Annotated in this window: 29 protein-coding genes; 18 read left to right on the forward strand and 11 right to left on the reverse strand. The window is 65.4% G+C overall.

Going from position 1 to position 24,972, the window contains the following annotated elements; genetic code table 11:
- The 3 genes from QFZ91_RS41230 to QFZ91_RS41240 all read left to right on the forward strand — a co-directional run bounded on the left by QFZ91_RS41230 (position 1) and on the right by QFZ91_RS41240 (position 4,409).
- Entirely contained in the window at positions 1-1,635 is a 1,635-nt protein-coding gene (locus QFZ91_RS41230; protein WP_429570823.1) for an efflux transporter outer membrane subunit, read from the forward strand.
- 187 nt (positions 1,636-1,822) lie between these two features.
- On the forward strand, positions 1,823-3,022 hold the full coding sequence (locus QFZ91_RS41235; protein ID WP_429570824.1) for an acyl-CoA dehydrogenase family protein: 1,200 nt from the start codon (positions 1,823-1,825) through the stop codon (positions 3,020-3,022).
- A gap of 58 nt (positions 3,023-3,080) precedes the next feature.
- Positions 3,081-4,409: an Nramp family divalent metal transporter gene (locus tag QFZ91_RS41240; protein ID WP_429570825.1), complete on the forward strand. Its 1,329-nt coding sequence runs from the start codon at positions 3,081-3,083 to the stop codon at positions 4,407-4,409.
- Positions 4,410-4,561: 152 nt separating this feature from the next.
- On the opposite strand, the gene flhC is transcribed toward QFZ91_RS41240, so the two are convergent.
- From flhC to QFZ91_RS41270, 6 genes are all read right to left on the reverse strand, one after another.
- Positions 4,562-5,131, reverse strand: coding sequence for a flagellar transcriptional regulator FlhC (gene flhC / locus QFZ91_RS41245; protein WP_176106550.1), 570 nt, complete (start codon positions 5,129-5,131; stop codon positions 4,562-4,564).
- 14 nt (positions 5,132-5,145) lie between these two features.
- A complete protein-coding gene (gene flhD, locus QFZ91_RS41250) occupies positions 5,146-5,466 on the reverse strand; it encodes a flagellar transcriptional regulator FlhD (RefSeq protein ID WP_018434215.1) in 321 nt (106 codons plus the stop codon).
- A 744-nt stretch (positions 5,467-6,210) separates the two neighbouring features.
- Positions 6,211-6,747, reverse strand: a complete 537-nt coding sequence (locus QFZ91_RS41255) for a GNAT family N-acetyltransferase (RefSeq protein WP_429570826.1) — start codon at positions 6,745-6,747, stop codon at positions 6,211-6,213.
- 41 nt (positions 6,748-6,788) lie between these two features.
- Positions 6,789-7,637, reverse strand: a complete 849-nt coding sequence (locus tag QFZ91_RS41260) for a helix-turn-helix domain-containing protein (protein ID WP_368599110.1) — start codon at positions 7,635-7,637, stop codon at positions 6,789-6,791.
- 172 nt (positions 7,638-7,809) lie between these two features.
- A complete protein-coding gene (locus tag QFZ91_RS41265; RefSeq protein WP_013092181.1) occupies positions 7,810-8,112 on the reverse strand; it encodes an addiction module antidote protein in 303 nt (100 codons plus the stop codon).
- On the reverse strand, positions 8,109-8,498 hold the full coding sequence (locus tag QFZ91_RS41270) for a type II toxin-antitoxin system RelE/ParE family toxin (protein WP_368599112.1): 390 nt from the start codon (positions 8,496-8,498) through the stop codon (positions 8,109-8,111). Before QFZ91_RS41270 ends, QFZ91_RS41265 begins: the two co-directional genes overlap by 4 nt.
- A 258-nt stretch (positions 8,499-8,756) precedes the next feature.
- On the opposite strand from QFZ91_RS41270, the gene QFZ91_RS41275 reads away from it, so the two are divergent.
- The 6 genes from QFZ91_RS41275 (at position 8,757) to QFZ91_RS41300 (ending at position 11,238) form a co-directional block, all read left to right on the forward strand.
- Complete coding sequence (locus tag QFZ91_RS41275) at positions 8,757-9,125, forward strand: nuclear transport factor 2 family protein (protein ID WP_368599113.1); 369 nt, start codon at positions 8,757-8,759, stop codon at positions 9,123-9,125.
- 22 nt (positions 9,126-9,147) lie between these two features.
- Positions 9,148-9,429, forward strand: coding sequence for a hypothetical protein (locus QFZ91_RS41280; protein WP_429559938.1), 282 nt, complete (start codon positions 9,148-9,150; stop codon positions 9,427-9,429).
- A gap of 62 nt (positions 9,430-9,491) precedes the next feature.
- A complete protein-coding gene (locus tag QFZ91_RS41285; protein ID WP_429570827.1) occupies positions 9,492-9,962 on the forward strand; it encodes an RbsD/FucU family protein in 471 nt (156 codons plus the stop codon).
- A complete protein-coding gene (locus tag QFZ91_RS41290) occupies positions 9,959-10,366 on the forward strand; it encodes a VOC family protein (RefSeq protein ID WP_429570828.1) in 408 nt (135 codons plus the stop codon). The genes QFZ91_RS41285 and QFZ91_RS41290 overlap by 4 nt, the downstream gene beginning before the upstream one ends.
- 103 nt (positions 10,367-10,469) lie before the next feature.
- On the forward strand, positions 10,470-10,904 hold the full coding sequence (locus QFZ91_RS41295; protein ID WP_176379340.1) for a DoxX family protein: 435 nt from the start codon (positions 10,470-10,472) through the stop codon (positions 10,902-10,904).
- A gap of 61 nt (positions 10,905-10,965) precedes the next feature.
- A complete protein-coding gene (locus QFZ91_RS41300; RefSeq protein ID WP_013092174.1) occupies positions 10,966-11,238 on the forward strand; it encodes a hypothetical protein in 273 nt (90 codons plus the stop codon).
- 22 nt (positions 11,239-11,260) lie between these two features.
- Here the strand turns inward: QFZ91_RS41300 and QFZ91_RS41305 are convergent, their stop codons facing one another.
- The gene (locus QFZ91_RS41305; RefSeq protein WP_429570829.1) at positions 11,261-12,721 is read right to left on the reverse strand and encodes an MFS transporter; all 1,461 of its coding nucleotides are present in this window, start codon (positions 12,719-12,721) and stop codon (positions 11,261-11,263) included.
- Between the two features lie 157 nt (positions 12,722-12,878).
- On the reverse strand, positions 12,879-14,180 hold the full coding sequence (locus QFZ91_RS41310) for an MFS transporter (protein WP_429570830.1): 1,302 nt from the start codon (positions 14,178-14,180) through the stop codon (positions 12,879-12,881).
- A gap of 291 nt (positions 14,181-14,471) precedes the next feature.
- On the opposite strand from QFZ91_RS41310, the gene QFZ91_RS41315 reads away from it, so the two are divergent.
- From QFZ91_RS41315 to QFZ91_RS41345, 7 genes are all read left to right on the forward strand, one after another.
- Positions 14,472-15,179 carry a response regulator transcription factor gene (locus tag QFZ91_RS41315; RefSeq protein ID WP_429570831.1) on the forward strand — a complete coding sequence of 236 codons (708 nt, stop codon included), beginning with the start codon at positions 14,472-14,474 and terminating at the stop codon, positions 15,177-15,179.
- A gap of 225 nt (positions 15,180-15,404) precedes the next feature.
- Positions 15,405-16,361 carry a 4-hydroxyproline epimerase gene (locus tag QFZ91_RS41320; RefSeq protein ID WP_429570832.1) on the forward strand — a complete coding sequence of 319 codons (957 nt, stop codon included), beginning with the start codon at positions 15,405-15,407 and terminating at the stop codon, positions 16,359-16,361.
- A complete protein-coding gene (locus QFZ91_RS41325; RefSeq protein ID WP_429570833.1) occupies positions 16,358-17,509 on the forward strand; it encodes an NAD(P)/FAD-dependent oxidoreductase in 1,152 nt (383 codons plus the stop codon). The genes QFZ91_RS41320 and QFZ91_RS41325 overlap by 4 nt, the downstream gene beginning before the upstream one ends.
- Positions 17,502-17,777, forward strand: coding sequence for a (2Fe-2S)-binding protein (locus QFZ91_RS41330; RefSeq protein WP_429570834.1), 276 nt, complete (start codon positions 17,502-17,504; stop codon positions 17,775-17,777). Before QFZ91_RS41325 ends, QFZ91_RS41330 begins: the two co-directional genes overlap by 8 nt.
- The gene (locus QFZ91_RS41335) at positions 17,774-19,066 is read left to right on the forward strand and encodes an NAD(P)/FAD-dependent oxidoreductase (protein WP_368714873.1); all 1,293 of its coding nucleotides are present in this window, start codon (positions 17,774-17,776) and stop codon (positions 19,064-19,066) included. Before QFZ91_RS41330 ends, QFZ91_RS41335 begins: the two co-directional genes overlap by 4 nt.
- Before the next feature lie 159 nt (positions 19,067-19,225).
- A complete protein-coding gene (locus tag QFZ91_RS41340; protein ID WP_176120213.1) occupies positions 19,226-19,993 on the forward strand; it encodes an AraC family transcriptional regulator in 768 nt (255 codons plus the stop codon).
- A 17-nt stretch (positions 19,994-20,010) separates the two neighbouring features.
- Complete coding sequence (locus QFZ91_RS41345) at positions 20,011-20,340, forward strand: hypothetical protein (RefSeq protein ID WP_429570835.1); 330 nt, start codon at positions 20,011-20,013, stop codon at positions 20,338-20,340.
- Positions 20,341-20,412: 72 nt separating this feature from the next.
- On the opposite strand, the gene QFZ91_RS41350 is transcribed toward QFZ91_RS41345, so the two are convergent.
- The 3 genes from QFZ91_RS41350 to QFZ91_RS41360 form a co-directional block, all read right to left on the reverse strand.
- Positions 20,413-20,667, reverse strand: a complete 255-nt coding sequence (locus QFZ91_RS41350; protein ID WP_176106533.1) for a hypothetical protein — start codon at positions 20,665-20,667, stop codon at positions 20,413-20,415.
- Between the two features lie 153 nt (positions 20,668-20,820).
- The gene (locus tag QFZ91_RS41355) at positions 20,821-21,153 is read right to left on the reverse strand and encodes a hypothetical protein (protein ID WP_176379349.1); all 333 of its coding nucleotides are present in this window, start codon (positions 21,151-21,153) and stop codon (positions 20,821-20,823) included.
- A 203-nt stretch (positions 21,154-21,356) separates the two neighbouring features.
- Positions 21,357-23,249 carry a bifunctional sugar phosphate isomerase/epimerase/4-hydroxyphenylpyruvate dioxygenase family protein gene (locus QFZ91_RS41360; RefSeq protein WP_429570836.1) on the reverse strand — a complete coding sequence of 631 codons (1,893 nt, stop codon included), beginning with the start codon at positions 23,247-23,249 and terminating at the stop codon, positions 21,357-21,359.
- A 318-nt stretch (positions 23,250-23,567) separates the two neighbouring features.
- Here QFZ91_RS41360 and aroQ point away from each other — a divergent pair, with 318 nt between their 5' ends.
- A complete protein-coding gene (aroQ, locus tag QFZ91_RS41365; protein ID WP_176106530.1) occupies positions 23,568-24,023 on the forward strand; it encodes a type II 3-dehydroquinate dehydratase in 456 nt (151 codons plus the stop codon).
- Positions 24,020-24,970 (forward strand): shikimate dehydrogenase, encoded by a 951-nt coding sequence (locus QFZ91_RS41370; RefSeq protein WP_429570837.1) that lies wholly within the window; start codon positions 24,020-24,022, stop codon positions 24,968-24,970. The genes aroQ and QFZ91_RS41370 overlap by 4 nt, the downstream gene beginning before the upstream one ends.
- Positions 24,971-24,972 lie beyond the last annotated feature (2 nt).

Raw genomic sequence — 24,972 nt, forward strand, 5'->3', positions numbered from 1 at the left:
ATGAAACGCTTTGAATCTCGCTTTGTATCCTTGCGCGGATGGGGCCGCGCCGCCGCGAGCGGTTTGCTGATTGCGCTGCTGGCCGCTTGCTCGGTGGAGCCGACGTACAAGCGTCCCGATGTCGATACGCCGGCGGCGTTCAAGGAAGCGCCCGCGGTGAAGACGTCGGCTGCGGCGGCGTCGGGGGCGGCGGCTGGTTCGGCCGGGGCGACACAAAACAACGGCACGTGGAAGCCGGCCGAGCCCGCCGACAACGCGCTGCGCGGCGAATGGTGGAAGGTGTTCGGCGACCCGCAACTCGACGCGCTCGAAGAGCAGGCCGCCGCTGCGAACCAGGACCTGAAGGCCGCGGCCGCGCGCGTGCAGCAAGCACGCGCGGTCACGCAGGCCGCGAAGTCAGACTGGTTCCCGAAGCTCGACGCGGGCTTCGGCCCGACGCGCGAACGCGCGTCGGCGGCATCGCAATTCCAGCCGGACAGCGCGGGCGGCACCACCGGCACGATCTGGCGCGCGCAGGTCGGCGCGTCGTATGAAGCGGATCTGTTCGGGCGCGTCAGCTCGAACGTGAACGCGGCGCGCTCGGACGAGCAGCAGAGCGAAGCGCTGCTCCGTTCAGTGCAACTGTCGTTGCAGGCCGACGTCGCGCAGAACTACTTCCAGTTGCGCGAGCTCGACACGGACCAGGATCTGTACCGTCGCACCGTCGAGTTGCGCGAGGACACGCTGAAGCTCGTCCAGCGGCGCTTCAAGGAAGGCGATATCAGCGAGCTGGATCTGTCGCGTTCGCGTAACGAGCTCGCCAGCGCGCGTGCCGATGCGGTCGGCGTCGCGCGGCAGCGGGCGGCCTCCGAGCATAGCCTCGCGATTCTGCTCGGCAAGCCGCCCGCGGATTTCACGTTCGCGGAACAGCCGCTCGCGCTGGTGACGGTGCGCGTGCCGGCCGGTTTGCCGTCGGCGCTGCTCGAACGCAGGCCTGACATCGCGGCAGCCGAGCGCGCGATGCAGGCGGCGAATGCGCGCGTCGGGCTCGCGAAGTCGGCGTTCTTCCCGAAGCTCGATATCACCGGTGCGTTCGGCTTTGAATCGGCGACGCTCGGCGATCTGTTCATGTGGTCGAGCCGCGCGTTCATCCTCGGTCCGGCCGTGGGTACCGCGCTGACGATGCCGATCTTCGACGGCGGCCGTCGCAAGGCCAATCTCGCGCAGGCGCGTTCGAAGTACGACGAGGACGTCGCGCAATATCGCCAGCAGGTGCTCGTGGCGTTCCGTGAAGTCGAAGACAATCTCGCCGATCTGCGTTTGCTCGACGATCAGATGCGCGAGCAGAACGACGCGGTCGATGCGTCGCAGCGCGCCGCGCATCTGTCGCGCACGCAGTACACGGAGGGCGCGGTCAGCTATCTCGACGTGATCGATGGCGAGCGGCAGGTGCTGCAGTCGCAATTGCAGGCGAGCCATTTGGCGGGCACGCAGGCGGTCGCGACCGTGAATCTGATTCGCGCGCTCGGCGGCGGTTGGGGCGACGTGACGGCGGGGGGTACGGCGGTGGGGGCGGTGCCGGTGCCGATTGGTGCTTCCGGTTCCGCGGCCGAAGCTGCAGCCGTTTCGGCGCAACAGCAAGTGGCGAAGCGCTGAATACCTAACCCTGTAGCAAGCGCTTCATCAGCCTCATCAACCACGCCGGGCCGCGCGCAAGCGCCGCCCGGCGTTTTTCATGCAAATCGTTTTTCGCGCTTTCGATGTGCAAATCGCTTTGTAGACCACGTGCGCGCGGCTCCTTATCATCGTCCGATCCAGCCAATGACGACCTCAGGGCAAACCAGTGACTTTCGTGCATGACGGCATCGAGCAGATTAGCGAGCAGCAGCATACGGATTGCGCGCGCGACCTCACCACACTGCTAGCCGCTCTGCGCGCGAGCGCCGCGCAGCGCGATCGCGAAGGCGGTCATGCCGCGCAGCAAAAGCAGTGGATCGCCGACGCGGGCCTGCTGACGCTCGCCGTGCCGCGCGAATTCGGCGGTGCTGGCGCGCGCTGGTCCGCGATTTACGACGTGGTGCGTGAGCTCGCGCGCGTCGATAGCGCGCTCGCGCATCTGGTCGGCTTCACCTGTCTGCAGGTGGTCAGCATCGACCTGTGGGGCAATTCACGGCAGCGCGAGAAATATCTGCGTGGCACCGTCGAGCATCGCTGGTGGTGGGGCAATGCGGTGAATCCGCTGGATACGCGCCTCATCGCTACTTCGACGCACGACGGCGGCTACCTGCTCGACGGCCAGAAAGGCTTCTGTTCCGGTACGCGCGGCTCGCAGATGATGACCGTGTCCGCTCGCGATCCATCGACCGGCAAACCCCTATTCGCGGCGGTGCCGACCACGCGCGAAGGCATCACCGTTCACGATGACTGGGACCCGATCGGCCAGCGGCAGACCGACAGCGGCAGCGTGTCGTTCGCGCGCGTCAGGGTCGAGCCGCACGAGGTGCTCGAACGACCCGACACGCCGCACGCGAGCTTGCGCACACTGATCTCGCAACAGGTGCTGACCAATCTGTTCGTCGGGATCGCACAGGGTGCGCTGGAAGAGGCGCGAGCCTACGTGCACGAACATGGCCGGCCGTGGATCGCGTCCGGCGTCGCCAAAGCGACCGACGACCCCTACCTGATCCAGCGCTTCGGCGAGATGCATATCCAGACGGTCAGCGCCGCGGCGCTGGCCGCGCGCGCCGCAAACGCGCTCGACGAAGCGTGGCAGCAACGCGCAACGCTCGATGCCGAGAGCCGTGCGCGGGTCGCGCTCGCGACCTCGGAAGCGAAGATCGTCGCGCATCGGGCGGCGCTCGACATCGGCGAAAAACTCTTCGACGCCTGCGGCGCGCGCGCGACTCATGCGCCGCTCGCGCTCGATCGATTCTGGCGCAACGCGCGCGTGCACACGCTGCACGATCCGCTCGACTACCGCGTGCGCGACGTCGGCCGCTACGCGCTTAGCGGGACATTGCCGGAAGTTTCTCTGTACACTTGAGGCCGTTTGCGACGCCCGCCCGAGGCGTCGCGTCGATTCCTCCCGAGAGATTTCCGGCTTGCTGTTCAAACTACCTACAACCGCCACAGCGCCGTTCTGCCCGTCCGAGGTACAGGGTTCGGTGGCCGTCTCCGCGGGCGCGCCGTTCTGGAAAAAGATCCTGCAATTCGCGGGGCCCGGCCTGCTGGTATCGATCGGCTATATGGACCCGGGCAACTGGGCCACCGCGATCGAAGCCGGTTCGCGCTTCGGCTACAGTCTGCTGTTCGTCGTGCTGCTGTCGAGCCTCGCGGCGCTGGCGCTGCAATGCCTGAGCATGCGGCTCGGCATCGCGACCGGGCGCGACCTCGCGCAACTGTCGAGCACGCGCTATTCGCCAGGCGTCGCGCGTGCGCAGTGGCTGCTCGCGGAGCTGTCGATCATCGCCTGCGATCTCGCCGAAGTGCTCGGCGGGGCGCTTGCGTTTCATCTGCTGTTCAACTGCTCGCTGACCACCGGCGTATTGCTCACCGCGTTCGACACGCTGATCGTGCTCGGCCTGAAGGGCAAAAATTTTCGCGACCTCGAAGCGATCATGCTCGGCCTGATCGCGACGATCGGCGTCGGCTACATCATCGAGCTTGCGCTCGTCAGGCCGCATTGGCCGTCGGTCGCGCAGGGGCTGATTCCGTCGTGGCAGGCGTTGAATTCGCGCGAGTCGATGTATCTCGCGATCGGCATTCTCGGCGCCACGGTGATGCCGCATAACCTGTATCTGCACTCGTCGATCGTGCAGACCCGCGCGGTGAAGCGCGATTCGGCCAGCATCCGCTCGGCGATCGGCATGTCGCGTATCGACACGATCGCATCGCTCGTGCTCGCGGCGCTGATCAACATGGCGATCCTGATTCTCGCGGCCGCCGCGTTTCATGCGACGGGCCACGACCAGGTCACGCAGATCGAGGACGCCTACCGGCTGCTAGCGCCGATCGTCGGCACCGGCTTCGCCGCGTTCCTGTTCGCGATCATGCTGCTCGCGTCGGGACAAAGCTCGACGTTCACCGGCACGGTGGCGGGGCAGGTCATCATGGAAGGCTTCCTGAAGATGAAGATTCCGTGCTGGCAGCGGCGCTTCATCACCCGAGCGCTCGCGCTGATTCCGGCGCTGATCGGCGTGCGGATGCTCGGCAATGGCGCTGTCGGCCAACTGCTCGTCGCGAGTCAGGTCGTGCTGAGCCTGCAACTGCCGTTCGCACTTTATCCGCTGATCCACATGACGAGCGACCGTTCGCTGATGGGCGAGTTCGCCAACACGCTTCCTACGCGGCTGCTCGTGTGGACGCTGTTTGTTGGGGTTAGTGCCGCGAATCTGTGGCTCGTGGTCCAGACGGCGGGCCTGGTCGCTTGATCTGACCGGCGGCGAGGACTTATTCGCAACGCCGGTTGGCTCGGCGCGCAGGCAAAAAAATCCGCGCAGTTCAATCACTGCGCGGATCCACGTGAGCTTCGGTTTGGATCGGAATCGGCTTGGCCGCGTCTCGCGACGGGCGCCTCGAACGGTCAGGCGGCCTGCGCGGCCTGCGCCGCACCGAGCGCTTCCCGGCGCGCGGCGGCTGCCTTCTTCGTCTTGCCGGCACGCGACGGTGGCTGGCACGCGCCGCATACGACGTTGTGCTGCAGGTCGTGCTTGTGCGCGACGAACTTGCCGGTACAGCGGCAGCACCTGGTCAGCTGCAGGATGTCCGCGTCGAAGAAACGCACGAGCGTCCACGCGCGCGTCAGATCGAGCACCGGCTCGGTTTCGCTGTGCTGACAATGTTCGAGATACAACCGATATCCCTTGGTCAGCGCATCGAGATGCGAGCAGCGCGCTTCGTTCTTCAGGAACAGGTACGTGTTGTAGAACAGCGAGGCGTGAATGTTCGCGAGCCACGTCATATACCAGTCCGCCGAAAACGGCAGCATGCCCTTGGGCGGCGATACGCCCTTGACCTCGCGATACAGGCGGATCATACGGTCGCGCGACAGCGTCAGCTCGCTCTCGAGCACCTGCATGCGGGCGCCGAGCTCGATCAGTGCGATCGCGCGAAATACTTCCTGTGCATCTTCGGTCAGGCTTCGCTTGAGCATTGCAGTCATCTCGATCAGGCAAATTGCTCGGCGGGCTGACCTGCAAGCAGGATCGCCGTGTGGGTCGGTGCAACTGCGGCGTGCTTCGTCGTTTGCGTCAACGCCGACAGCATCGCGTGGTCGTTGAAACGGAAGAAGCACAAAAGCTGGTCGGAAGAGGCCAGTTTGACGATTTGCGCGAGCGACAGCCCGGCAAGCAAATCAGCCAGTTCCGACGACAGTCCCAGCCGGAACATTCCGACCGGTTTGTCCTCGCGCAACATGCGTTGCGCGAGCATGATGTAAGACAAATTGATCTCGCGGATTGAATCCAGCGTCTCGCTGCTACGGTCCATTTTCTCTGTTTCCGAAGCCCCGAATTTCTATGTCGGCTTTGCGCCGTTATGTCTTTTCTGCCTCGCCGGAAACGCTGCCTCCGGCTACATGTTGCTACTCGCTACAGACAGCGAACATTTGATACAAGACGTTACATTTCGTAACAGCTCGGGACGAATTGTATGAAGGGTAAAACCAGAAATCAATCCCTCCACAAAAAAATATCTCGAAAAACCACATCATTTTTCGGTAACTTTTTCACGCCGTTGTAATGAATGATGCCAAGTGGATTTTTAACCTTTCGAGAGTCGCCTCTAATCCCTGAAAACCCTTGCTGGGTGGGCGCCGAGCGTACTTGTTCGCGCCACGCATCTGCCACCGAGCGGCGATTGGAAAATTCGTTTTGAATTGGAAAGGAAATGGAAAGCGATGGAATAGACGGTAATAAGTACTCGTCTTGCGCCGCGGGCTAGGGACGGATGAGGGGTGTAACGGCAAGATCCGCCCCCAGTTACAACTGCGCGAGCCAGGGCGGGATTTGTAACGGCTCCGTGCGGTCGGCAGGCGGACGGGCGGATTCGTTCGGCCCCGAGACCGAAAAGCGGTCGCAAATGTGTGCCGATTACATTGCCGGCGAGGACGGCGAGGAGCCAGAGCCGTGCAGGATGCCTGACAGATATGTTGCTGCGATGGGCGCCGATATTTACAACCTTCCGAGGCACCGGAATCGGCCTCAGGGGGGCGCTCTCAGTGCTTCCGAGGCGCTATGCGAGGAATCTCGCCATCAGATCCTCGTCATGGAATTCGCCGTCGACGTCCAACGCGCTGACTTCGCATCCATATTTGCGAAAGCCGAGCGATTGATACAGCTTGCGCGCCGCGTCGTTGCGGCTACCCACCGTCAGTTGCACCTGCCGCAAACCGTCGACGCGTGCGGCGCGCGTCAACAACTCGCTGAGCAGCGCACGCCCGACCCCACGACCAGCCGCTTCCTGTGCGACATACATGCCGACGACGTTCGCCTTGTGCCGTTCCTTGTGGGCCTGGTTGCGCAGCAGACCGACGACGCCGATCAGCGGAGCATCCGCCGATGCATACGCGCCGAGTAGGAACGAGCCTTCCGCCTCCGAGCCCAGCAACGTCGCGTCATGCTGCGCGGCGCCTTTCGCGAGCGCTTCGTCGTAGCTTTGTCCGAACGAAGCGGGGTGCGCCTTCAGCCCGCGCAGACGAAGCTGGAAATAGGCGTCCCGGTCGGCGGGTCCGAGTTGGCGTATGAGCAGGGTGTCGGCGTTGACGGACATATCACTTGTTCGTGGTGAGTCGGGACGGGGTACGCGGGGGACTAGCCGCGCTGGTGTTCGGCAAACTCGCGCAGCGCGGCCGCGGTTTGCTGATCCGCCGGAAAGAACGCCTCGATAGCGAGTTCCGACAGCGTAACGTCCACCGGCGTGCCGAACACCGTGGTGGTGCTGAAAAACGACAGCACGCCAAGCGGCGTACGAAGCCGCAAGGGCACGGCGATCTGGTTGAGGACTGCATCGTCCCGCATCGACGCGTCTGCATCAGGCGGCGCGGGATAGCCGGCCAACTCGTCGCGCAGCGCGCTCAGCGTGTCGTCGCCGCTGACGTCGATCTGCCGTTGCAGCCGGGCCAGCACATGCTCGCGCCATGCATGCCAGTTGACGATCGACGCCGCGATGCCTTGCGGATGCAGGCTCAGTCGCAGCGCGTTGACCGGCGGCTTCAGCAGTTCGGGACTCGCGCCGCTCAACAACGGCGCAAGCGCATTGTTGGTCGCGACGATGGTCCAATGCCGGTCGATCGCGAGGGCCGGGTAGGGCTCGTGTCCCTTGAGCACCAGTTCGACGGCTTCGCGCGCGGCGGAGAGCTGCGGGTCGGAGAGCGGACGTTCGCGAAACAGCGGCGCGTAGCCGGCCGCGACGAGCAGGGCATTGCGCGCGCGCAACGGCACGTCGAGACGCTCGGCGAGATGCATGACCATTTCCCGGCTCGGTAGCGCGCGCCCCGATTCGACAAAGCTCAGATGGCGCGTCGAAATGTCGGCCTCCGTGGCGAGCAGCAGCTGACTCATGCGCCGCCGTTGCCGCCATTCGCGGAGAAGTTCGCCGACCGCCCGAGTGCCTCTCGACGGGGATGACGGAGCCGTTGGTGCGATAGAGAGTGTGTTCATGCCACCGATGATAGCCAAAGCGTGCAAGCAATCGATTACCTGAGAGGTAATGCCCCGCCAATTTCAACCAACGCGATGCGCGGCCGATACCGTCGATTCGCACCAACGATTGCACCGGCCTCGGCCGCCACGTGCGAACGCGGGCGGCACCGTGGCCAGCGCGGCGCCCCGCTCAGGCGGCGGCCAGGCGCAGCGGCACGGCGGTGAATTTGACGCCGATCGCACTCGCCAGCTTGAGGACCGTGTCCATGCGTGGCTTGGAGCCGGGCGCGAGTGTCTTATACAGGCTTTCGCGGCCCAGGCCCGCTGCCGCGGCGATCTTCGTAATGCCGCGTGCCTTGGCGATGTCCGCAATGGCGGCGAGCAGCAGATCGGAGTCGCCCTGGTCGAGCGCGGCGTTCAGATAGGCCGCGACCATTTCGTCGTTGTCGAGGTACTTCGATGCGTCGAAGCGTGCCGTTTTGATCTTGCTCATGACCGTTCCTTTCTGATGGTTGCCCACATTGTTCCGGCATGCCTGATATCGGCCTGCTGCGTGGACTTGTTACCCCCGCAAAGCAGCAGATACATCATGCGCCCCTCGCGCGCGTAATAGACCCGGTAACCCGGGCCGCAATCGATGCGCATCTCGAACACGCCGTTTTCCAGCAACTTCGCGTCGCCGAACAGCCCGCGTTCCGCGCGCCGGATTCGCACGAGAATTTGCGCCTTCGCCTTGAGGTCGGTGAGGCCGTGAAGCCAACGATCGAACTCATCGGTGCAGTTGATCGTGTACACGCGCGGTGTTTCGATCTGCGGATGATTGTATCCCCCAGGATACGGTCGCGCAAGCGAAAAAAGTGTCTCGATAAAGCGGTCCAAGCCGTCCTCCTGTTCATTGCATTGCCCGCCTCGCGATGTCATCGGCAGGCTTCGTGAGGTTAGCGATGCGAAGGTTTCTTGACGACTCGGCCGAATGGCCTATTTGACGTGAAGGACAGTGAAAGACGCTGCATCGGCTTGATTACCTCTCACGTAATCGACGCAATGCACGCGAACAGTCAATCTTCACTCCGAGCCCGCCGCATGCGATGCGTATGACGCGCGAAGTGCTCAGTCCTGCCAATCGAGGAGTTTGAGATGAATGCACATACCGATCTGATCGACCGTTATTTCGATACCTGGAACGAAACCGATGGCGCGCGTCGTCGCGAGTTGATTGCGGCCACGTGGAGCGCCGACGCCGACTATCGCGACCCGCTGCTGGCGGGGGCGGGCCACGATGGCATCGACGCGATGATCCGCGCGGTGCACGAGCGTTTTCCGCATCACACGTTTCGCCGCACGACCGACGTCGACGGCTTCGCGGATCGTCTGCGCTTCTCTTGGGCACTGACGACGCCCGCCGGCGAGGCGATCGTGAAGGGCTCGGACTTCGGCGTGGTGGACGCGCATGGACGCTTGCAAGCGGTCACCGGTTTCCTCGACGAAACCCCCGGCGCCGCCTGAGGCGCTTTTCACGGAGACGATCATGCACGACCCCGCCGCCGCCAGGCCCGCACAAGTCCATCTCGCGTTGCTGCGCGTCGCGGCCGCGTTCGATGCGGTATCGAGCGCGATCGCCGGTTTTGCGCTGCTCGGCGGCGCGCGGGCGTTCATGTTCATCGCACTGTTCGGTTGGCGCGAGCCGGTGCTCGGCGGCGCGGGGCTCGTGCTGCTCGCCGTGGTCGGATGGCTGCGCTGGCAATGCGGTGCGAGCGCAGCGCCGCAAGACCCGCGACGCGCTTGCTACAATCGATCGTCGTGCGGATGATTGCGTGACACGCACGACCTCACCGCCGCGGCATGTTCCCAACCGAACGACCAGGAGACCCCGTGCTGAAAAATCTGGACCCGCTGCTGAACGCCGATATCCTGCACGCGCTGCGCTCGATGGGCCACGGCGACGAGCTCGTGATCTGCGACGCCAACTTCCCGGCCGACGCGGTCGCGCGCGAGACCGTGCTCGGCAGGCCGCTGCGCCTCGACGGCGTCAGTTCGCCGCGCGCGATCCGCGCGGTGCTGTCGGTGCTGCCGCTCGACACCTTCGTCGAGCATCCCGCCTCGCGCATGGAAGTCGTGGGCGAGCCGCACGCGATTCCCGCGGTGCAGCGCGAAGCGCAAGCCGAAGTCAATGCGGGAGAGGGGCGCGAGGTGCCCTTCGTGTCGATCGAGCGCTTCGCGTTTTACGAGCGTGCGCGCCGCGCATACTGCGTGATCGCGACAGGCGAAGAGCGCGGCTATGGTTGCTTCGTGTTCACGAAGGGCGTGTTGCTCGCGCCGGACGCGCCGCACGCACAACCATGAGCTTCCAGCTAGACAGTCTCGATCATCTCGTTCTGAACGTCGCTGACGTCGAAGTGAGCGCGGCGTGGTACGCGCGGATGCTCGGCATGCGACGCACCGAGTTCATGTCGCGCAGCGGCATGCGCGTGGCGATGAGCTACGGCAACCAGAAGATCAATCTGCGTCCCGCGTCGGCCGATACCGTCGTCTGGTTCACGTCGCGCGAGGCGGTGCCGGGCACGGCGGACCTGTGCTTCGTGACCACCGCGAGCCCGGACGAAGTCAAGGCGCACTGGCTCGCGCAAGGCCTAGCGATCGAGGCGGGGCCGGTGGAGCGCGACGGCGCGCGCGGCAAGATGACCTCGGTGTATTGCCGCGATCCGGACGGCAACCTGATCGAGGTCGCCACCTATCCACCAGCCTGAGCGGGCTTGGAAATCGTCGCCATTGCACATATGCTCAGGGGCGAGGCGGGGAACTGAGCCCGTCTATTCGGGTCTGCTGCTTATTCATTACAGGAGTCCCCCCATGTCGCGTCCCGTCGATTTCGGCATTATTTTCATCGCCCGTCTTGCGCTTTCCGTGCTGTTCCTGTGGAGCGGGGTGATGAAGCTGCTGGGCTATGCGGGCTTCGTCGGCTACCTGCATTCGAAGGGCGTGCCGTTCGTGCAGATCGCCGCGCCGATCGCAACCGCGGTCGAGGTGCTCGGCGGCCTGCTGCTCGTGATCGGCTTCAAGGTGCGACCGCTTGCGCTGATCATGGCGGTGTATACGGTCGCGACCGCGGTGCTCGGCCACGACTTCTGGAATATCACCGACCCCGCGCTGCAGCACGACATGGTGATTCATTTCTGGAAGAACATCGGAATCGCGGGCGGTTTCCTGCTGCTGTTCGTCACCGGCGCGGGGCGTCTGAGCGTCGACAACGCGCGCGCGCCGCGCAGCGGACTCGGCGGCCTGTAGGGCGCGGCCCGGATCCTGCTACCAGCAGGGTTCCAATCCGCGCCATTCAAGGGAGCAGATGATGATTCAGAACTTCGAGCAAATGATCGGCGGCAAGGTCACGCAACTGTGCGCGAGTCTCGGCGAAGGGGCGACGCCGCATCGCGTGATCATCAGCCTCGCCGATTCTGCTAAGACGCTGGTGGTTCTGGATGCGTCCGGATTCATCGGTACGCTGAAGGCGGAGATCGAGGACCCGGAAAAACTGGTCGCCGATGCGATTGCGAAGGCGCGCAACGAAGGCCTGATCGAGCGCGCGATCGATACGGGCACGATTCAGGAGGCGTCGCTATAGGCGCCTGCGTGACACGCACCGTTTACTTACTCGCGGCTCTCGCCCCGCGCCCAGACGATGCCGTCGCGTGCGGCTCAGGATGCACGAAACACGCAAGCACCAGACCCAGCACCAGCAATCCCACCGAAATAGCCGTCGCCGCCTGCATCCCCGGCACGATCTGGGTCGCGGCGGCGCCGCCCGCGAGCGCACCGAACGCCGCCACGCCCACTGCGCCGCCGGCTTGGCGCGCCGTGTTCAATACCGCCGACGCCGTGCCCGCGCGCCGCGCTTCGGTCGATGCGAGCACCGCCGTGGTCATCGCGGGCACTGCGAGTCCCATGCCCGACGGAATCAGCAAAAACGGCAGCAGCAGGCCAATCAGCGGCGTGTCGGCATCGACCAGATGCAGCAGGCCGTAGCCGAGACCGGCCGTGATCGCACCGAGGATCATCGGCACGCGCACCCCGAAGCGGCCGATCACCCAGCCGCTCGCGACGTTCGAGATCAGGAAGCCGCCCGTCAGCGGCAGGAACGCGAGGCCCGCCTGCAGCGGCGTGTAGCCGCGCACACGCTGCAGGTAGAGGCTCAGCACGAACACCATGCCGTAGTACGTCAGGTTCACGCAGATGCCGAACAGCACCGCGGCGCTGAACGTGCGCGTGCCGAACAGCGACAGCGGCAGCATCGGGCTCGCGACACGCGCTTCGACGAACACGAACGCGACCGCCGCCAGCAGCGCCAGCACGAAGCCGCCGGCGACCAGCGGATGCGCAAGCCCGAGCGGCCGCCATTCGATCACCGCGGCGACGAACGCGGTCAGCGCGACGATCGCGAGACACTGGCCGCCGAGATCGATGCCGCGCGGTATCGCGCCGGTGTTGCCGCGAGCGGCGGCGGGCGCGCCGCGCTGCGCGGTTTGCAGATGTGGAATCCACAGCAGCGTCGCCAGCAGGCCCGCCGCGCAGATCGGCAGATTGACGAGAAAGATGCTGCGCCAGCCGAACGCGGCGATCAGCAGACCGCCGGCCACCGGCCCGGCCGCGATCGAAATCGCGCCGGACGCGGTCCACAGGCCGACCGCGCGCGCCCGCAGCTTCGGTTCGTGGCCGAACGACTGATTGAGCAGCGCGAGCGAATTCGGCAGCATCGCGGCCGCGCCGATGCCTTGCACCGCGCGTGCGGCGACCAGCATCGGGGCGTCGAGCGCGAGCCCGCAGGCCAGCGACGCCAGCGCGAACAGCACGATTCCGCACGCATACATGCGCCGCGCGCCGAAGCGGTCGCCGAGCGCGCCGGCCGAGAGCATCAGTACGGCGAACGCGAGCGTGTACGCATCGACGACCCATTGCAGTCCCGCGACGTTCGCGTGCAGATCCGCGCCGATTCGTGGCAGCGCGATATTGACGATGGTCACGTCGAGTTGCGTGACCACGAAGCCGACGCTGACGGTCGCGAGAACGCGGCCGAGGGCGGGCGAAAAGGAGGATTTGGATGAGTTCATGACTGCATCGTATGCCCGATGCAGCGTGCCACGTTTCGGCGTGGCGTGAAGTATGGATGTCGCCCGTGCGAGCGACGGCGCGTCGAAGGCCGCGCCGTCGCGTAGCGCCTCGTCGACGTGCTGGATGCGGTTCGACGAAGCGAGCTCCGGCGTCGGCTTAACGCCCCTGCGGCGCGTCCTTGATGAACAGCGTGGTCAGCGCGCCCAGCACGCAGATCGCCGCGACATACAGCGGCGCGGCCAGCGGGTTCGACTTCATCATCAGCGACACGGCGATCGGCGTCAGACCGCCGAACACCGCGTATGCGACGTTGTACGAGAACGAAATGCCGGAGAAGCGCACCACCGGCGGGAATCCGCGGACCATCACGAGCGGAATCGCGCCGATCACGCCGACGAACAGCCCGGCCAGTGCATACAGCGGCACGAGCATGGACGTGTCGACGGCCAACTGGCGAAACATCACGTAGTACGTGATTGCAAGCGCAACGCCACCGACGAAAATCGTGCGACCCGCGCCAATCCGTCCGGCGATCGAGCCCGCCATCACGCAGCCGATCGTCAGGCACAGCGTCGCGACACAGTTCGCGAGCAGCGCGGTGGCCGGCTCGATGTGGAATTGCTTTTGCAGCAGCGTCGGCGTCATCAGGATCACGACGACGATCGCCGCCGACAGCATCCACGTGAGCAGCATCGACACGATCACCGCGCGGCCGTGATCGCGCAGTACGGCCTTCAGCGGCACTTCCGCGGCGATCGCCTTGCGCTGCTTCAGCTCGGCGAACACCGGCGTCTCGTGCAGCCAGCGGCGCAGATAGACCGAGAACATGCCGAACACGCCGCCGATGAGGAACGGAATACGCCACGCAAAATCGGAAATATCGGCGGGCGTGAAATGGCGATTGACCGCCGACGCGATCAGCGAGCCGAGCAGAATGCCGGCCGTGAGGCCGGCCGTCAGCGTGCCGCACGCATAGCCGACGTGCCGCCCGGGCACATGCTCGGACACGAACACCCATGCGCCCGGCACTTCGCCGCCGACCGCCGCGCCCTGCATCACGCGGAACAGCAGCAGCAGCACCGGCGCGAGCACGCCGATGCTCGCGTAGGTGGGCATCAGGCCCATCAGCAGCGTCGGCACCGACATCAGCAGCACGCTCAGCGTGAACATGCGCTTGCGGCCGAACAGGTCGCCGAAGTGCGCCATGATGATGCCGCCGAGCGGCCGCGCCAGATAACCGGCCGCGAAAATGCCGAAAGTCTGCACCTGACGCAGCCAGTCCGGCATCGCCGCCGGGAAGAACAGCTGGCCGATCGCGGGCGCGAAGAAGACGAAGATGATGAAGTCGTAGAACTCGAGCGCTCCACCGAGCGCGGCGAGACCGAGTGTCTTGTAATCGCTGTGCCCAAGCGGGCGTGGGGTGACAGCCTGTGCTCCACCCAGATTTGTTGCTTGCATTGCCATGTCTTTCGTTGAATTGGGAGCCACGCGGGTCACGCGTGGACATACGGCGGTCGTCTGGCGAGAAGTGTGGCAAGCGCTGGGTAGAGCACGGAACACGGGCGCGCCGTCCGGATAGGGCGGGCGCGCTGACGACTGAGGCCGGCGCGGATTTTACAGGATGAAAGGGGAGTGCCGCGGAAGCGCCCAATTGAGCGAAGAAAGCGCGGAAATTAGGAATGCTCCGAAGGGAGGGATCGGGGTGCGTCCCGGAGAATGGCTCGCGAGTCCTTATCGAGAGTTCATTCCATGCGCGTTGCTGTCCTTCAGCGTGACCCGGTCATGCGTCGGTCCATTGAATCAATGCTGGTGAGAGCCGGCCATTTCTGCGCGGCGTATGACGACGGCCGCGCGATGTCGAAATCGCTCGTGCACTCCACGATGGATCTGCTGGTGCTCGACTGGCAGGATACGCGGCCCGCCGGCGCGGACCTGTTGCGCTCGATGCGCGTCGTGGCAGGCGAGCACGTGCCGATCATGTTCGTGTCGAACGATAGGTCGGAGGAAAGCATGGTGCGCGCGCTCGCTGGCGGCGCCGACGAATACCTCGCGTTGCCGTTGCGGGACGCCGAGTTTCGCGCGCGAGTCGCGGCGCTGCTGCGGCGCGCTTACCCGGTGAGCTTCAGCGCCGCGACCTGCTTCGAGATCGGCCCTTATCGTTTCGACACGGTCCGCCGGGCCGTCGCGCTGCGCGGCAAGCCGGTGCCGTTGTCACCCACGCAGTACCGGATCGCGGTGCTGCTCTTTTCCAACATCGATCGCGTGATGTCGCGCGACCATATCTTCGCGACGGTGTGGGGCCGTGAACTGCGCGAATACACGCGGACCATCGACAGTCACGTGTCGCGGCTGCGTCTGTTGCTCGCGATCGAGCCGCGTAATGGCTTCCGGCTGCAACCTGTATACAGGAGCGGCTACCGGTTGCTGCGGGTCGGCGACCCTGTGCTCGGGGGGTGAAGATTTGCAGTCGGCCGGGTATATGCTGAAATCCGCGTTATCGGCCGTTGGGCTGGCCAGCGGCGTTCGGTGCCGTGCCCGGAGTGATGTTTGTCGGCGCCGATACCGAATAGCGGGACGTTCCCCGCGCCGCGCGCGCGGCGGATCACGCATCGTCCCGGTATGCCGAAATCGTCTCAATCCGCGCGCACGCGCACCAAGACCCACCCGCCCGCGATTCCTACCATGGGCGACATGAAAACCCTCAACATCATCGACTCGCACACCGGCGGTGAGCCTACCCGCCTCGTGGTGTCCGGTGGCCCGGATCTGGGCGGCGGCACGCTCGCGCAACGGCTCGACGTTTTTCGCACCCGCTTCGACGACTGGCGTGCCGGCATCGTCACCGAACCGCGCGGCTCGGACGTGGTGGTCGGCGCGCTGCTTTGCGAGCCCGACGATCCGGGCTGCGCGGCCGGCGTGATCTTCTTCAACAACGTCGGCTATCTCGGCATGTGCGGGCACGGCACGATCGGGCTCGTCGTGTCGCTCGCGCACATGGGGCGGATCGGGCCGGGACGGCACCGCATCGAAACGCCGGTCGGCGTGGTCGAGGCGGCGCTGAACGAAGACGGCGGCGTCGCGGTGCGCAACGTGCCCGCGTATCGCCACCGCAAGGCCGTGCAGGTCGACGTGCCTGGCTATGGCGTGCTGACCGGCGACATCGGCTGGGGCGGCAACTGGTTTTTCCTCGTCGCCGAGCATGGACACGAGCTCGAAGCCGCGAACATCGCGAGCCTGACGGCATTCAGCTCGGCGATTCGCGACGCGCTGATCGCACAGAATCTCACCGGCGCGAACGGCGCGCTGATCGACCATATCGAGCTGTTCGGACCGGGCTCGCGCGAGGGCCTCGACAGCCGCAGCTTCGTGCTGTGTCCGGGCAATGCGTACGACCGCTCGCCGTGTGGCACCGGCACCAGCGCGAAGGTCGCGTGTCTCGCGGCCGACGGCAAGCTCGCTGAAGGCGCGGTGTGGCGCCAGGAGAGCGTCATCGGCAGCGTGTTCGAGGCAAGCTATCGCGCCGCGGGCGACGGCGTCCATGTGATTCCGACCATCACCGGTCACGCGCACGTCATGGCCGAGGGGCGTCTGTGTTTCGATGAGCGCGATCCGTTCGCGTGGGGTATCCGGATCGCATGAGCCCGGACGCGCTGATCATCGGAGCGGGTATCGTCGGTGCCGCGTGCGCGGCGGAACTGGCCGCGCTCGGCATGCGCGTCGACGTGCTCGACGCGCAGCGCATCGGCGGCGGCGCGACGGCGGCCGGCATGGGCCACATCGTCGTGATGAACGACTCGCCCGCCGAATTCGCACTGAGCCGCTATTCGCGCGAGCTGTGGCTCGAACTCGCGCCGCAGCTGCGCGCGCGTGACGCGTTCGCGCGCTGCGGCACACTGTGGGTCGCAGCCGACGACGAAGAGTGGCAAGCCGCGCGCGCAATGCATGCGGCGTTTGGAAGCCAAGGCGTCGCCGCGCAACTGGTGGACTCGGCCGGGTTGCGCGCCTGCGAACCGGCGCTCGCACCATCGATGGCCGGCGGCTTGCGCATCGAGCACGACAGCATCGTGTATGCGCCGACCACTGCCGAATGGCTGCTCACCCAATCGCCGCACGCGGCGAATATCAGCGTGCGGCTCGGTGCGCAGGTCATGTCGATCGATGCGGGCGGTGTGACGCTGGCGAGCGGCGAGTGCATCAGCGCGGCGCACGTGGTCGTCGCGAACGGCCTCGGCGCGGCGCAATTGCTGCCGTCGCTGCCGATGCAGCCGAAGAAAGGCCATCTGCTCATCACCGACCGCTACCCGGGGCTGATCCGTCATCAACTGCTGGAGCTCGGCTACGTCAAGAGCGCACATCACGCGACCGGCACGTCGGTCGCGTTCAACGCGCAGCCGCGTCCGACCGGGCAATTGCTGATCGGCTCGTCGCGCCAATTCGAAACGACCGATCCCGCCGTCGAGATGCCCGTGCTCGCGCAGATGCTGCAACGCGCAGCGCTGTATCTGCCGGCGTTGCCGACGCTCAGCGGCATCCGCGCGTGGACGGGCTTTCGTGCGGCGTCGCCGGACGGCCTGCCGCTGATCGGACCGGCCGGCGAGTTTGCGCCCGAAGTTGGCTCTGATTCCACGTCCCGCGTGTGGCTTGCGGTCGGTCACGAAGGGCTTGGCGTAACGACCTCGCTCGCGACCGCGAAACTGCTCGCCGCGCAGATCGCGGGCCACGCCGCGCCGATTCCGTTCGAACCTTATCTGCCGGTCCGTTTTGCTGAACAGGTGGCCCATGGCTGACCCTGACGCGGCTAGCATCCGATTGACGGTCGACGGTTGCAGCATCGAAGTGAAACCCGGCACGATCGTGGCCGCTGCGCTCGCTATTGCGGGCATCCGCGGCTCGCGTCTGTCGGTCAAAGGCGAGCCGCGCGCCGCGCTATGCGGGATGGGTGTGTGCCAGGAGTGCCGCGTGACGATCGACGGTCGCGCGCATGCGCTCGCGTGCCAGACGCTGTGCCGCGACGGCCAGCGGGTGCAGACACGAAACGGGACAGTACACGCATGACGCGGCACTTCGACATCGTGGTGATCGGCGGTGGTCCGGCCGGGCTCAATGCCGCGCGAGCGGCGGCGCAGGCAGGCGCGACGGTCGCGCAGATCGATGACAACCCGCGCGCCGGCGGCCAGATCTGGCGCCAGGGGCCCGGCTATCCGCCGCAAGCGCCGCTGCATGCGTTGCTCGCGGCGTTGCTATCGCAGCGAAACTTCACTTACTGGCCAGCGACGCGCGTGATCGCGCCGCTCGGCGCTCAAGCTTTGCTGCTCGAATCCGCCGAACAAGGCGGCGTGTCGATCACCTACGACAGGCTGATTCTTGCGACCGGCGCGCGCGAGCGTCTTCTGCCGTTTCCCGGCTGGACCTTGCCCGGCGTGACCGGCGCGGGCGCATTGCAGGCGCTGATCAAAGGCGGCATGCCGGTGCGCGGCGAACGCATCGTAATCGCCGGCAGCGGCCCGCTGCTGATGGCGGCGCTCGCCACCGCGCGAGAGGCCGGCGCGCATGTGATCGCGGTGGTCGAGCAGGCATCGGCGGCGAAGGTCGCGCGGTTCGGCGTGTCGCTGCTGCGCGAGCCTGCGAAGCTGCGTCAGGCGTTCAGTCTCACGCGCGGCTTCGCGGGACTGCGCTACTGGAGCGGCAGCATCGTGCGCGAAGCCCGCGGCGCCGAGCGCGTTGAGCAGGTGACGATCCGGCGCGGCGAGCGCGACGTGACGCTCGATTGCGAGCGCGTCGCGTGCGGCTACGGACTGCTGCCGAACGTCACGCTTGCCCAGGCGCTCGGCTGCGCGATCAACGACGCGGGCGAAATCGCCGTCGACGCTGGGCAGCGCACCTCGCTCGAACGCGTTTATGCGGCGGGCGAGTGCACGGGCGTGGGCGGCGCGGAACTCGCTTGCGCGGAAGGCGAGATCGCCGGTCTCGTGGCGAGCGGCGCGGTGGCTACCCAACGCGCCGCACTGGCGGCGCTCGTTACGCAGCGCGCGCGCTGGCGGGGCTTTGGCGCGCGCGTCGCGGCGTCGTTCGCATTGGGCGAGGCTGCTCGCACGCCGCCTGCCGATGCGACGCTGCTGTGCCGTTGCGAGGACGTGAGCGTCGGCGAGGTGCGCCGCTGCGCCGACTGGCGTGACGCGAAGCTGCAGACGCGCTGCGGCATGGGCCCTTGCCAGGGGCGCATCTGCGGCGCGGCCGCGAGCCTGTACTTCGGCTGGCCGGCCGCCGCGCCGCGTCCGCCATTCAGCCCGGCGCAAATTGGCACGCTGATGAGCGCCGCCGAGCCGCCGACAGCGGCGCTGTGACGGCTTCGCGCTTACCCTCGACAGATATTGGCAGGCGGCGCGCGGCTCTATAATCGATCGCTATCGACTGCACAATCAGGCTGCGCGGTCGCACCGGCGCAGTAATCCGCGAACGCAACCCAACGCAATCAACCAGGCACGCACCAACGGAACCGCACGATGAACACGCTGGCTCATCCGCTCGAACCGGACGATACGACGCTGTCCGGCATGCTGTCGCATTTCAGGTTGCTCGAGCCGGTATTCGATGCAATGCCGGATGTCGTGTTCTTCGTGAAGGACGCGGACGCGCGCTACGCGCTCGTCAACCGTACGCTCGCTTCGCGTTGCGGCTTCAAGGAAAAGGCGGCGCTGCTCGGCAAGACCGCGGAAGACGTGTTTCCGCGCCGCTTCGGGCGCATCTATACCGCGCAGGACAAGGCGATCATCGGCGTCGGCAACCAGATGCTCGATCAGCTCGAATTGCATCTGTATCCGGGCCGTCAACCGGGCTGGTGCCTGACCTGCAAACAGCCGTTGCGCGATGCGAGCGGCAAGGTGGTCGGCCTTGCGGGCATATCCCGCGATCTGAAAGCCGACGAAAGCAGCCACCCGGCCTACAGCCGGCTTGCGGCCGTCGTGCGATCGATCCAGGAGAATTATGTGCAGCCGCTGAACCTGAAGCAGCTTGCGGCGATGGCGGACATGTCGGTCGCGCAGCTGGAGCGCTACTTTCACAAGGTGTTTCATCTGACGCCGCGCCAGGTGCTCCTGAAAACGCGACTCGATGCGGCGACCGCGCTGCTGGTTTCGCATGACAAGGTCACCGACGTCGCCGCGCGTTGCGGCTACACCGATCACAGTGCGTTCACGCGGCAATTCAAGGCGACCGTCGGCGTCACACCGACCGAATACCGGATGTTGCTGCACGGCACGCTGCGCGGCTGAGCGGCGTCGGGCGTGTCATGGCCGGTCGCGGACATCACTATTACGTGTACGTCGTCGCGCTCGACGACAAGGTGTGGAGCGAGGCGCGCTTTCGTCGCGCGAATCCCGATTACCGTTTCGAAAAGCCGTGCGTGTACGTCGGCATGACCGGGCTCGACCCGGACCTGCGCTTCGATCGGCACAAGGCAGGCGTTCAGGCGAATCGATATGTGCGCGACTATGGCTTGCGTCTGATGCCCGAACTATACGAAGTGTTCAACCCGATGCCTTACCGCGGCGCGCAGGATATGGAAGTGGAACTGGCGATCGGGTTGCGCGAGGCGGGGTATGGGGTGTGGCAGGCTTGAGAGGCCTGAATGAAAAAGGCCGCGGTAACGTCGGTCGTTGCCGCGGCCTCAAACAGTTACGATGGTCGTGCTTTACTTCACTCCGAGCCCCCGCAACACCGCATTACCCTCGGACGTCAGGCGAATATGCTGCGTGCCCGCGTCGTTCGAAACGGTCTCGACGAGACCTGCTTCGTAAAGCTGCGGAATTTCGGGTTTTGCGGATGCATCGATCGGTGCGTGCAACAGCAGCAGCAGCGTCGCGAGTTCGTGATGGCTCAACAGACGGCGCAGGATAGTGGGCCGCTTGGCCGGCGTTTCGTTGGTATTCGGTTCGGGCTGGTTCATAGAGCGCACCTCGTGCGGGGACATGTCCGGGGATGTTGCGGACGAAGTCTTAAACGATTCTTAAGACTCCATTGTCCTGTAACACCGTGACATGAACGTTGCAATGGGTCAGATTCCGGCCCCCGCAACTTCGCCTTTATGCGCCACCAAGCCTTATGGCGCGCAGGTCTTGGCTGCCGATTCGATCCACAGGTTGCTTACATGACGCTTGCCCGCATAGAAACGGTAAGTTGTCGCGCCATTGTCGCTGCGAACCTTGATGATGTTCGAGTCGCCGAAATCGAGCATCTGGCCTTGCGGGATGCCGGTCGACCTGAACGCGGCGTTGTGGTGATTGGCCAACTGCGTCAGACAGGCGACCACGTCGTCGACGGAGCGCTGCGTCGTCGTGTCCGTGACGGGTTCGCCGGAATCGGGGTCCTTCTGGAAATACGCGCAAGCGTTGAGAAGCAGCGAAAGGGACAGGACTGCAGCGAACTTCTTCATATCTCTCCTGGCGTTGATTCGGCGATTCGGCCGCGGGTCCACCGCGTCGCGCGGGCTGGACCCAAAACAGCCGCCATTATATCGAGACGGCCAACTGACCGATTGAGCGCGCAAATCGCGTGCCTGAAACACCAAATCCAGTATCGTCGCGGCGACTTTCGAATGACGATGCCGCCGCCGTGCCTCGCGTGTCTGCCTGCCCGTTACTTGCGGCGCTGTGCCTGAGCCGCGAGCCGCACCGCCGCATTGGCCGCGCCGTAGCCGTCATAACCACCGCGCCGCTCGACGATTTCGAGGAAGAAGCGCTGGTCGAGTTGCTCCGTATAAGCGTGGAAAAACTCGCCGCCGCGTTCGTCGCGGTCGTACAGGATATTGTTCGCGCGCATCGCTTCGAGCAGCGTGTCGGACAGCGCGTAGCGGGCCGCGAGGTCGTCGTAGTAATTGCGCGGAATGCGCAGGACCGGCACGCCATCGGCGACGAACTCGGGGATCGCGCTGAAGATGTCGCCGGTACTGAAAGCGACGTGGTTCAGTCCCGAGCCGTGATAAGTGTGCAGCGCCTCGGCCACCGCCGTGTGGCGATCCACCGATGCATTCAGCGCGATCCGCACCGAGCCGTCGGCGCTGCGCAGCGCGCGGCTGCGCACGAGGCCGTACGGATCGGGCACGAGCACCCCCGGCTCGGCCTGGAAGCCGAACGCGGTGCGCAAAAACAGCACCCACGTGTCGAGCGCACTCGCCGGCACCGACAGGCACACGTGATCGATGCGCTCGAGCGGTCCCACCTCGGTCGGCCCGTTGATGTCAGTCAGCACGAAATCGGCCTCGAACAGCGTGGGCTGATCCGGCGTTTCGTCGACGAAATAGTTGAGGCTGCCGTCCGGTGCCTGCACGGCCGGCAGCACGCGTTCGTTCGGCCCGATCTGGCCGGAGAACGGCGAGTAGCCAAAGCCGGCGGCGCGCTCGAACGCCTGGCTCGCGTCGTCGACGCGAAACGCCGATGCGCACAGCGACAAGCCATGCTGCTGAAAAAACGCATTCGCGAACGAATCGGGCTCCGCGTTCAGCACGATCGATGCCGCGCCGTGCTGATACAGCGTCACGTCCTTCGAACGATGCTGGCCGGCCTGGCGAAAGCGCAGCTTGCCGAGCCAGTCGGCGAGATGCGCGCGGGTGGTGTGATCGACCGCGAATTCGAGGAACTGATAGCCGACGTGCGCGGGTGCGGCGGCCGAGCGGTACAGCTCGCCGGTCGTTTTCTGCAGTTGCTGCTGCTCTTCGAGCAGCGCGCGAGTTTGCTCTTCGAGGAACAACAGCGAGCGATGGCCATCGGCGGCCGTAATCGTGGTGGGGGCGGCGCGAAAGCCGTCGTTGAAGATTTCCAGCGAGAGCGGGCCCTTGTAGCCAGCTTTGACGACCTGCGCGGTGAAGTTCGCGAGATCGAAGTCGCCCTGGCCGGGGAAGCAGCGGTAGTGGCGACTCCATTCGAGCACGTCCATCGCGAGCTTCGGCGCGTCCGCGATCTGCACGAACGCGATGCGCTCGCCGGGAATGTCGGCGATCGCGTCGGGCGTGTCGTTCAGCGACAGCGTATGAAAGCTGTCTAGCACGAGCCCGAGGCTCGGATGGTTCACGGCGTCGACGAGTTTCCACGCGTGGCGGTAGGTCTTCACGTGCTTGCCCCAGGCGAGCGCCTCGTAACCGGCGATCACGCCGGCCGCTTCGGCCGCGCGCGCCAGCGCGCCCAACTGGTCGATCATCAATGAGTCGTCGCAGATCGTCTCGGGCGACACGTTGCTGCACACGAGGATGCGGTCCGTGCCGAGCTCATGCATCACGTCGAACTTGCGCTTCGCGCGGTCGAGATTGCGCTCGAGCCGCTCGGGACTGACGCCGTCGAAATCGCGAAACGGCTGGAACAGCATGATCTTCAGGCCGAGGTCATCGGCGATGCGGCGCACGTCGGCCGGCGAGCCGTCGAAATACAGCAGGTCGTTCTCGAAGATTTCGACACCTTCGAAGCCCGCCGCGCGGATCGCGCTCAGCTTCTCGACGAGGGTGCCGCTAATCGACACGGTGGCTATCGAACGTTGCATGAACGGCTCCTGCAAAGACGGACAAACGAAGGGGAAACAAGGAGACAAACCACTGTGGCGCGCCTATGGACGCTTCCTGTCGGGCTTGCTGCAATGCGCAAAATGAGCTACTTCGTTACACACTGTAGCAAGACGCGGACCAGAATGCCCCACGCTAGCTGGGAGTTTCGACAGTCTATACAAACTAACTAGATGGTACAAATTCGTAGAAACCCCGAATGACGCTGACGGCCGATGAGCGCACACTTCGCCATGCGTCGAAGAACCGTCGCGAGTGCCGCGGTTCGAGTCGCGCTTTATTTTGTGGGAGTCGTTGTCATGAGCTTTGCCTCCGTACTGGTCCTGAACGGACCGAACCTCAATCTGCTGGGCACGCGCGAGCCGGCCATCTATGGCTCGGAAACGCTCGACGACGTCGCGAAGCTGTGCCGCGACGCGGGCGAACGCCTCGACCTCGCGATCGACTTCTGCCAGTCGAACGCCGAGCATCAACTGATCGACTGGCTGCACGCGGCGCGCACCAAGGTCGACGGCATCGTGATCAATCCGGCCGCGTACACGCACACGTCGGTCGCGATCGCCGACGCGCTGACGGCGATCGAAAAGCCCGTCGTCGAGGTGCATATTTCGAACGTGCATCGGCGCGAAGCGTTCCGGCATCACTCGTATGTGTCGGCGGTGGCGGACGCGATCATCGTCGGCTGCGGCACGCAGGGCTATGTGCTCGCGCTGGAACGGATGGCGACGATTCTTAAGAATAGGGCGGCCAAATGAACACTCAAGCGAACACTCAAGCGAACACTCAGGAAAATCCCCGGTCCGACGCGCAGATCACCGCGTTGGCCAATGCGCAGGCGAGTTTGCGGGCCACGCCCCAGTCCTTTCTGGTCGGACTGATCGGCTCGGGCATCAGCGGTTCGCTTACGCCCGCAATGCACGAGGAAGAGGGCAGCAAACTCGGTCTGCATTACGTGTACCGACGCATCGATCTGGATGCGCAGAAGCTCGATACCGCCGCGCTGCCGGAGCTGCTGACCGCGGCCGAACGGATGGGTTACAACGGCCTGAACATCACCTATCCGTGCAAGCAGGCGGTGATTCCGCTGCTCGATGAATTGTCCGACGACGCCCGCGCGCTCGGCGCGGTCAACACCGTGCTGTTCAAGGACGGCAAGCGTATCGGTCACAACACCGACTGGTCCGGTTTCGCGCGCGCGTTTCAGCGCGGCCTGCCGGACGTGTCGCTGAAACGCGTCGTGCAACTGGGCGCCGGCGGCGCCGGCGCGGCGGTCGCGCACGCGGCGCTGAACATGGGCGCGCAGTCGCTGACGCTGTTCGACGTCGATGCCGCCCGCGCGCAATCGCTCGCCGACGAATTGCAGGCGCGTTTCCCGAAAGCCAAGGTCAGCGCGGGCACCTCGCTCGAAGAATCGCTCGCCGCCGCCCAAGGGCTGATTCACGCGACGCCGACCGGCATGGCTAAAATGCCCGGCCTGCCGCTGCCGGCCGAATTGCTGCACCGCGACCTGTGGGTTGCCGACATCGTCTATTTCCCGATTCGCACGGCGCTGCTGCAGGCAGCCGAGGCGCTCGGCTGCCGCACGCTGAGCGGCGGCGGCATGGCGGTCTACCAGGCGGTCGACGCGATGCGCATTTTTACGGGGCTCGAGCCGGACGCCGAGCGCGTCTACACCCATTTTCAATCGCTGTTGCAACGCTAACC

The sequence above is a fragment of the Paraburkholderia sp. JPY419 genome (assembly GCF_050435705.1).
GTDB classification, from domain to species: Bacteria; Pseudomonadota; Gammaproteobacteria; order Burkholderiales; family Burkholderiaceae; genus Paraburkholderia; species Paraburkholderia youngii.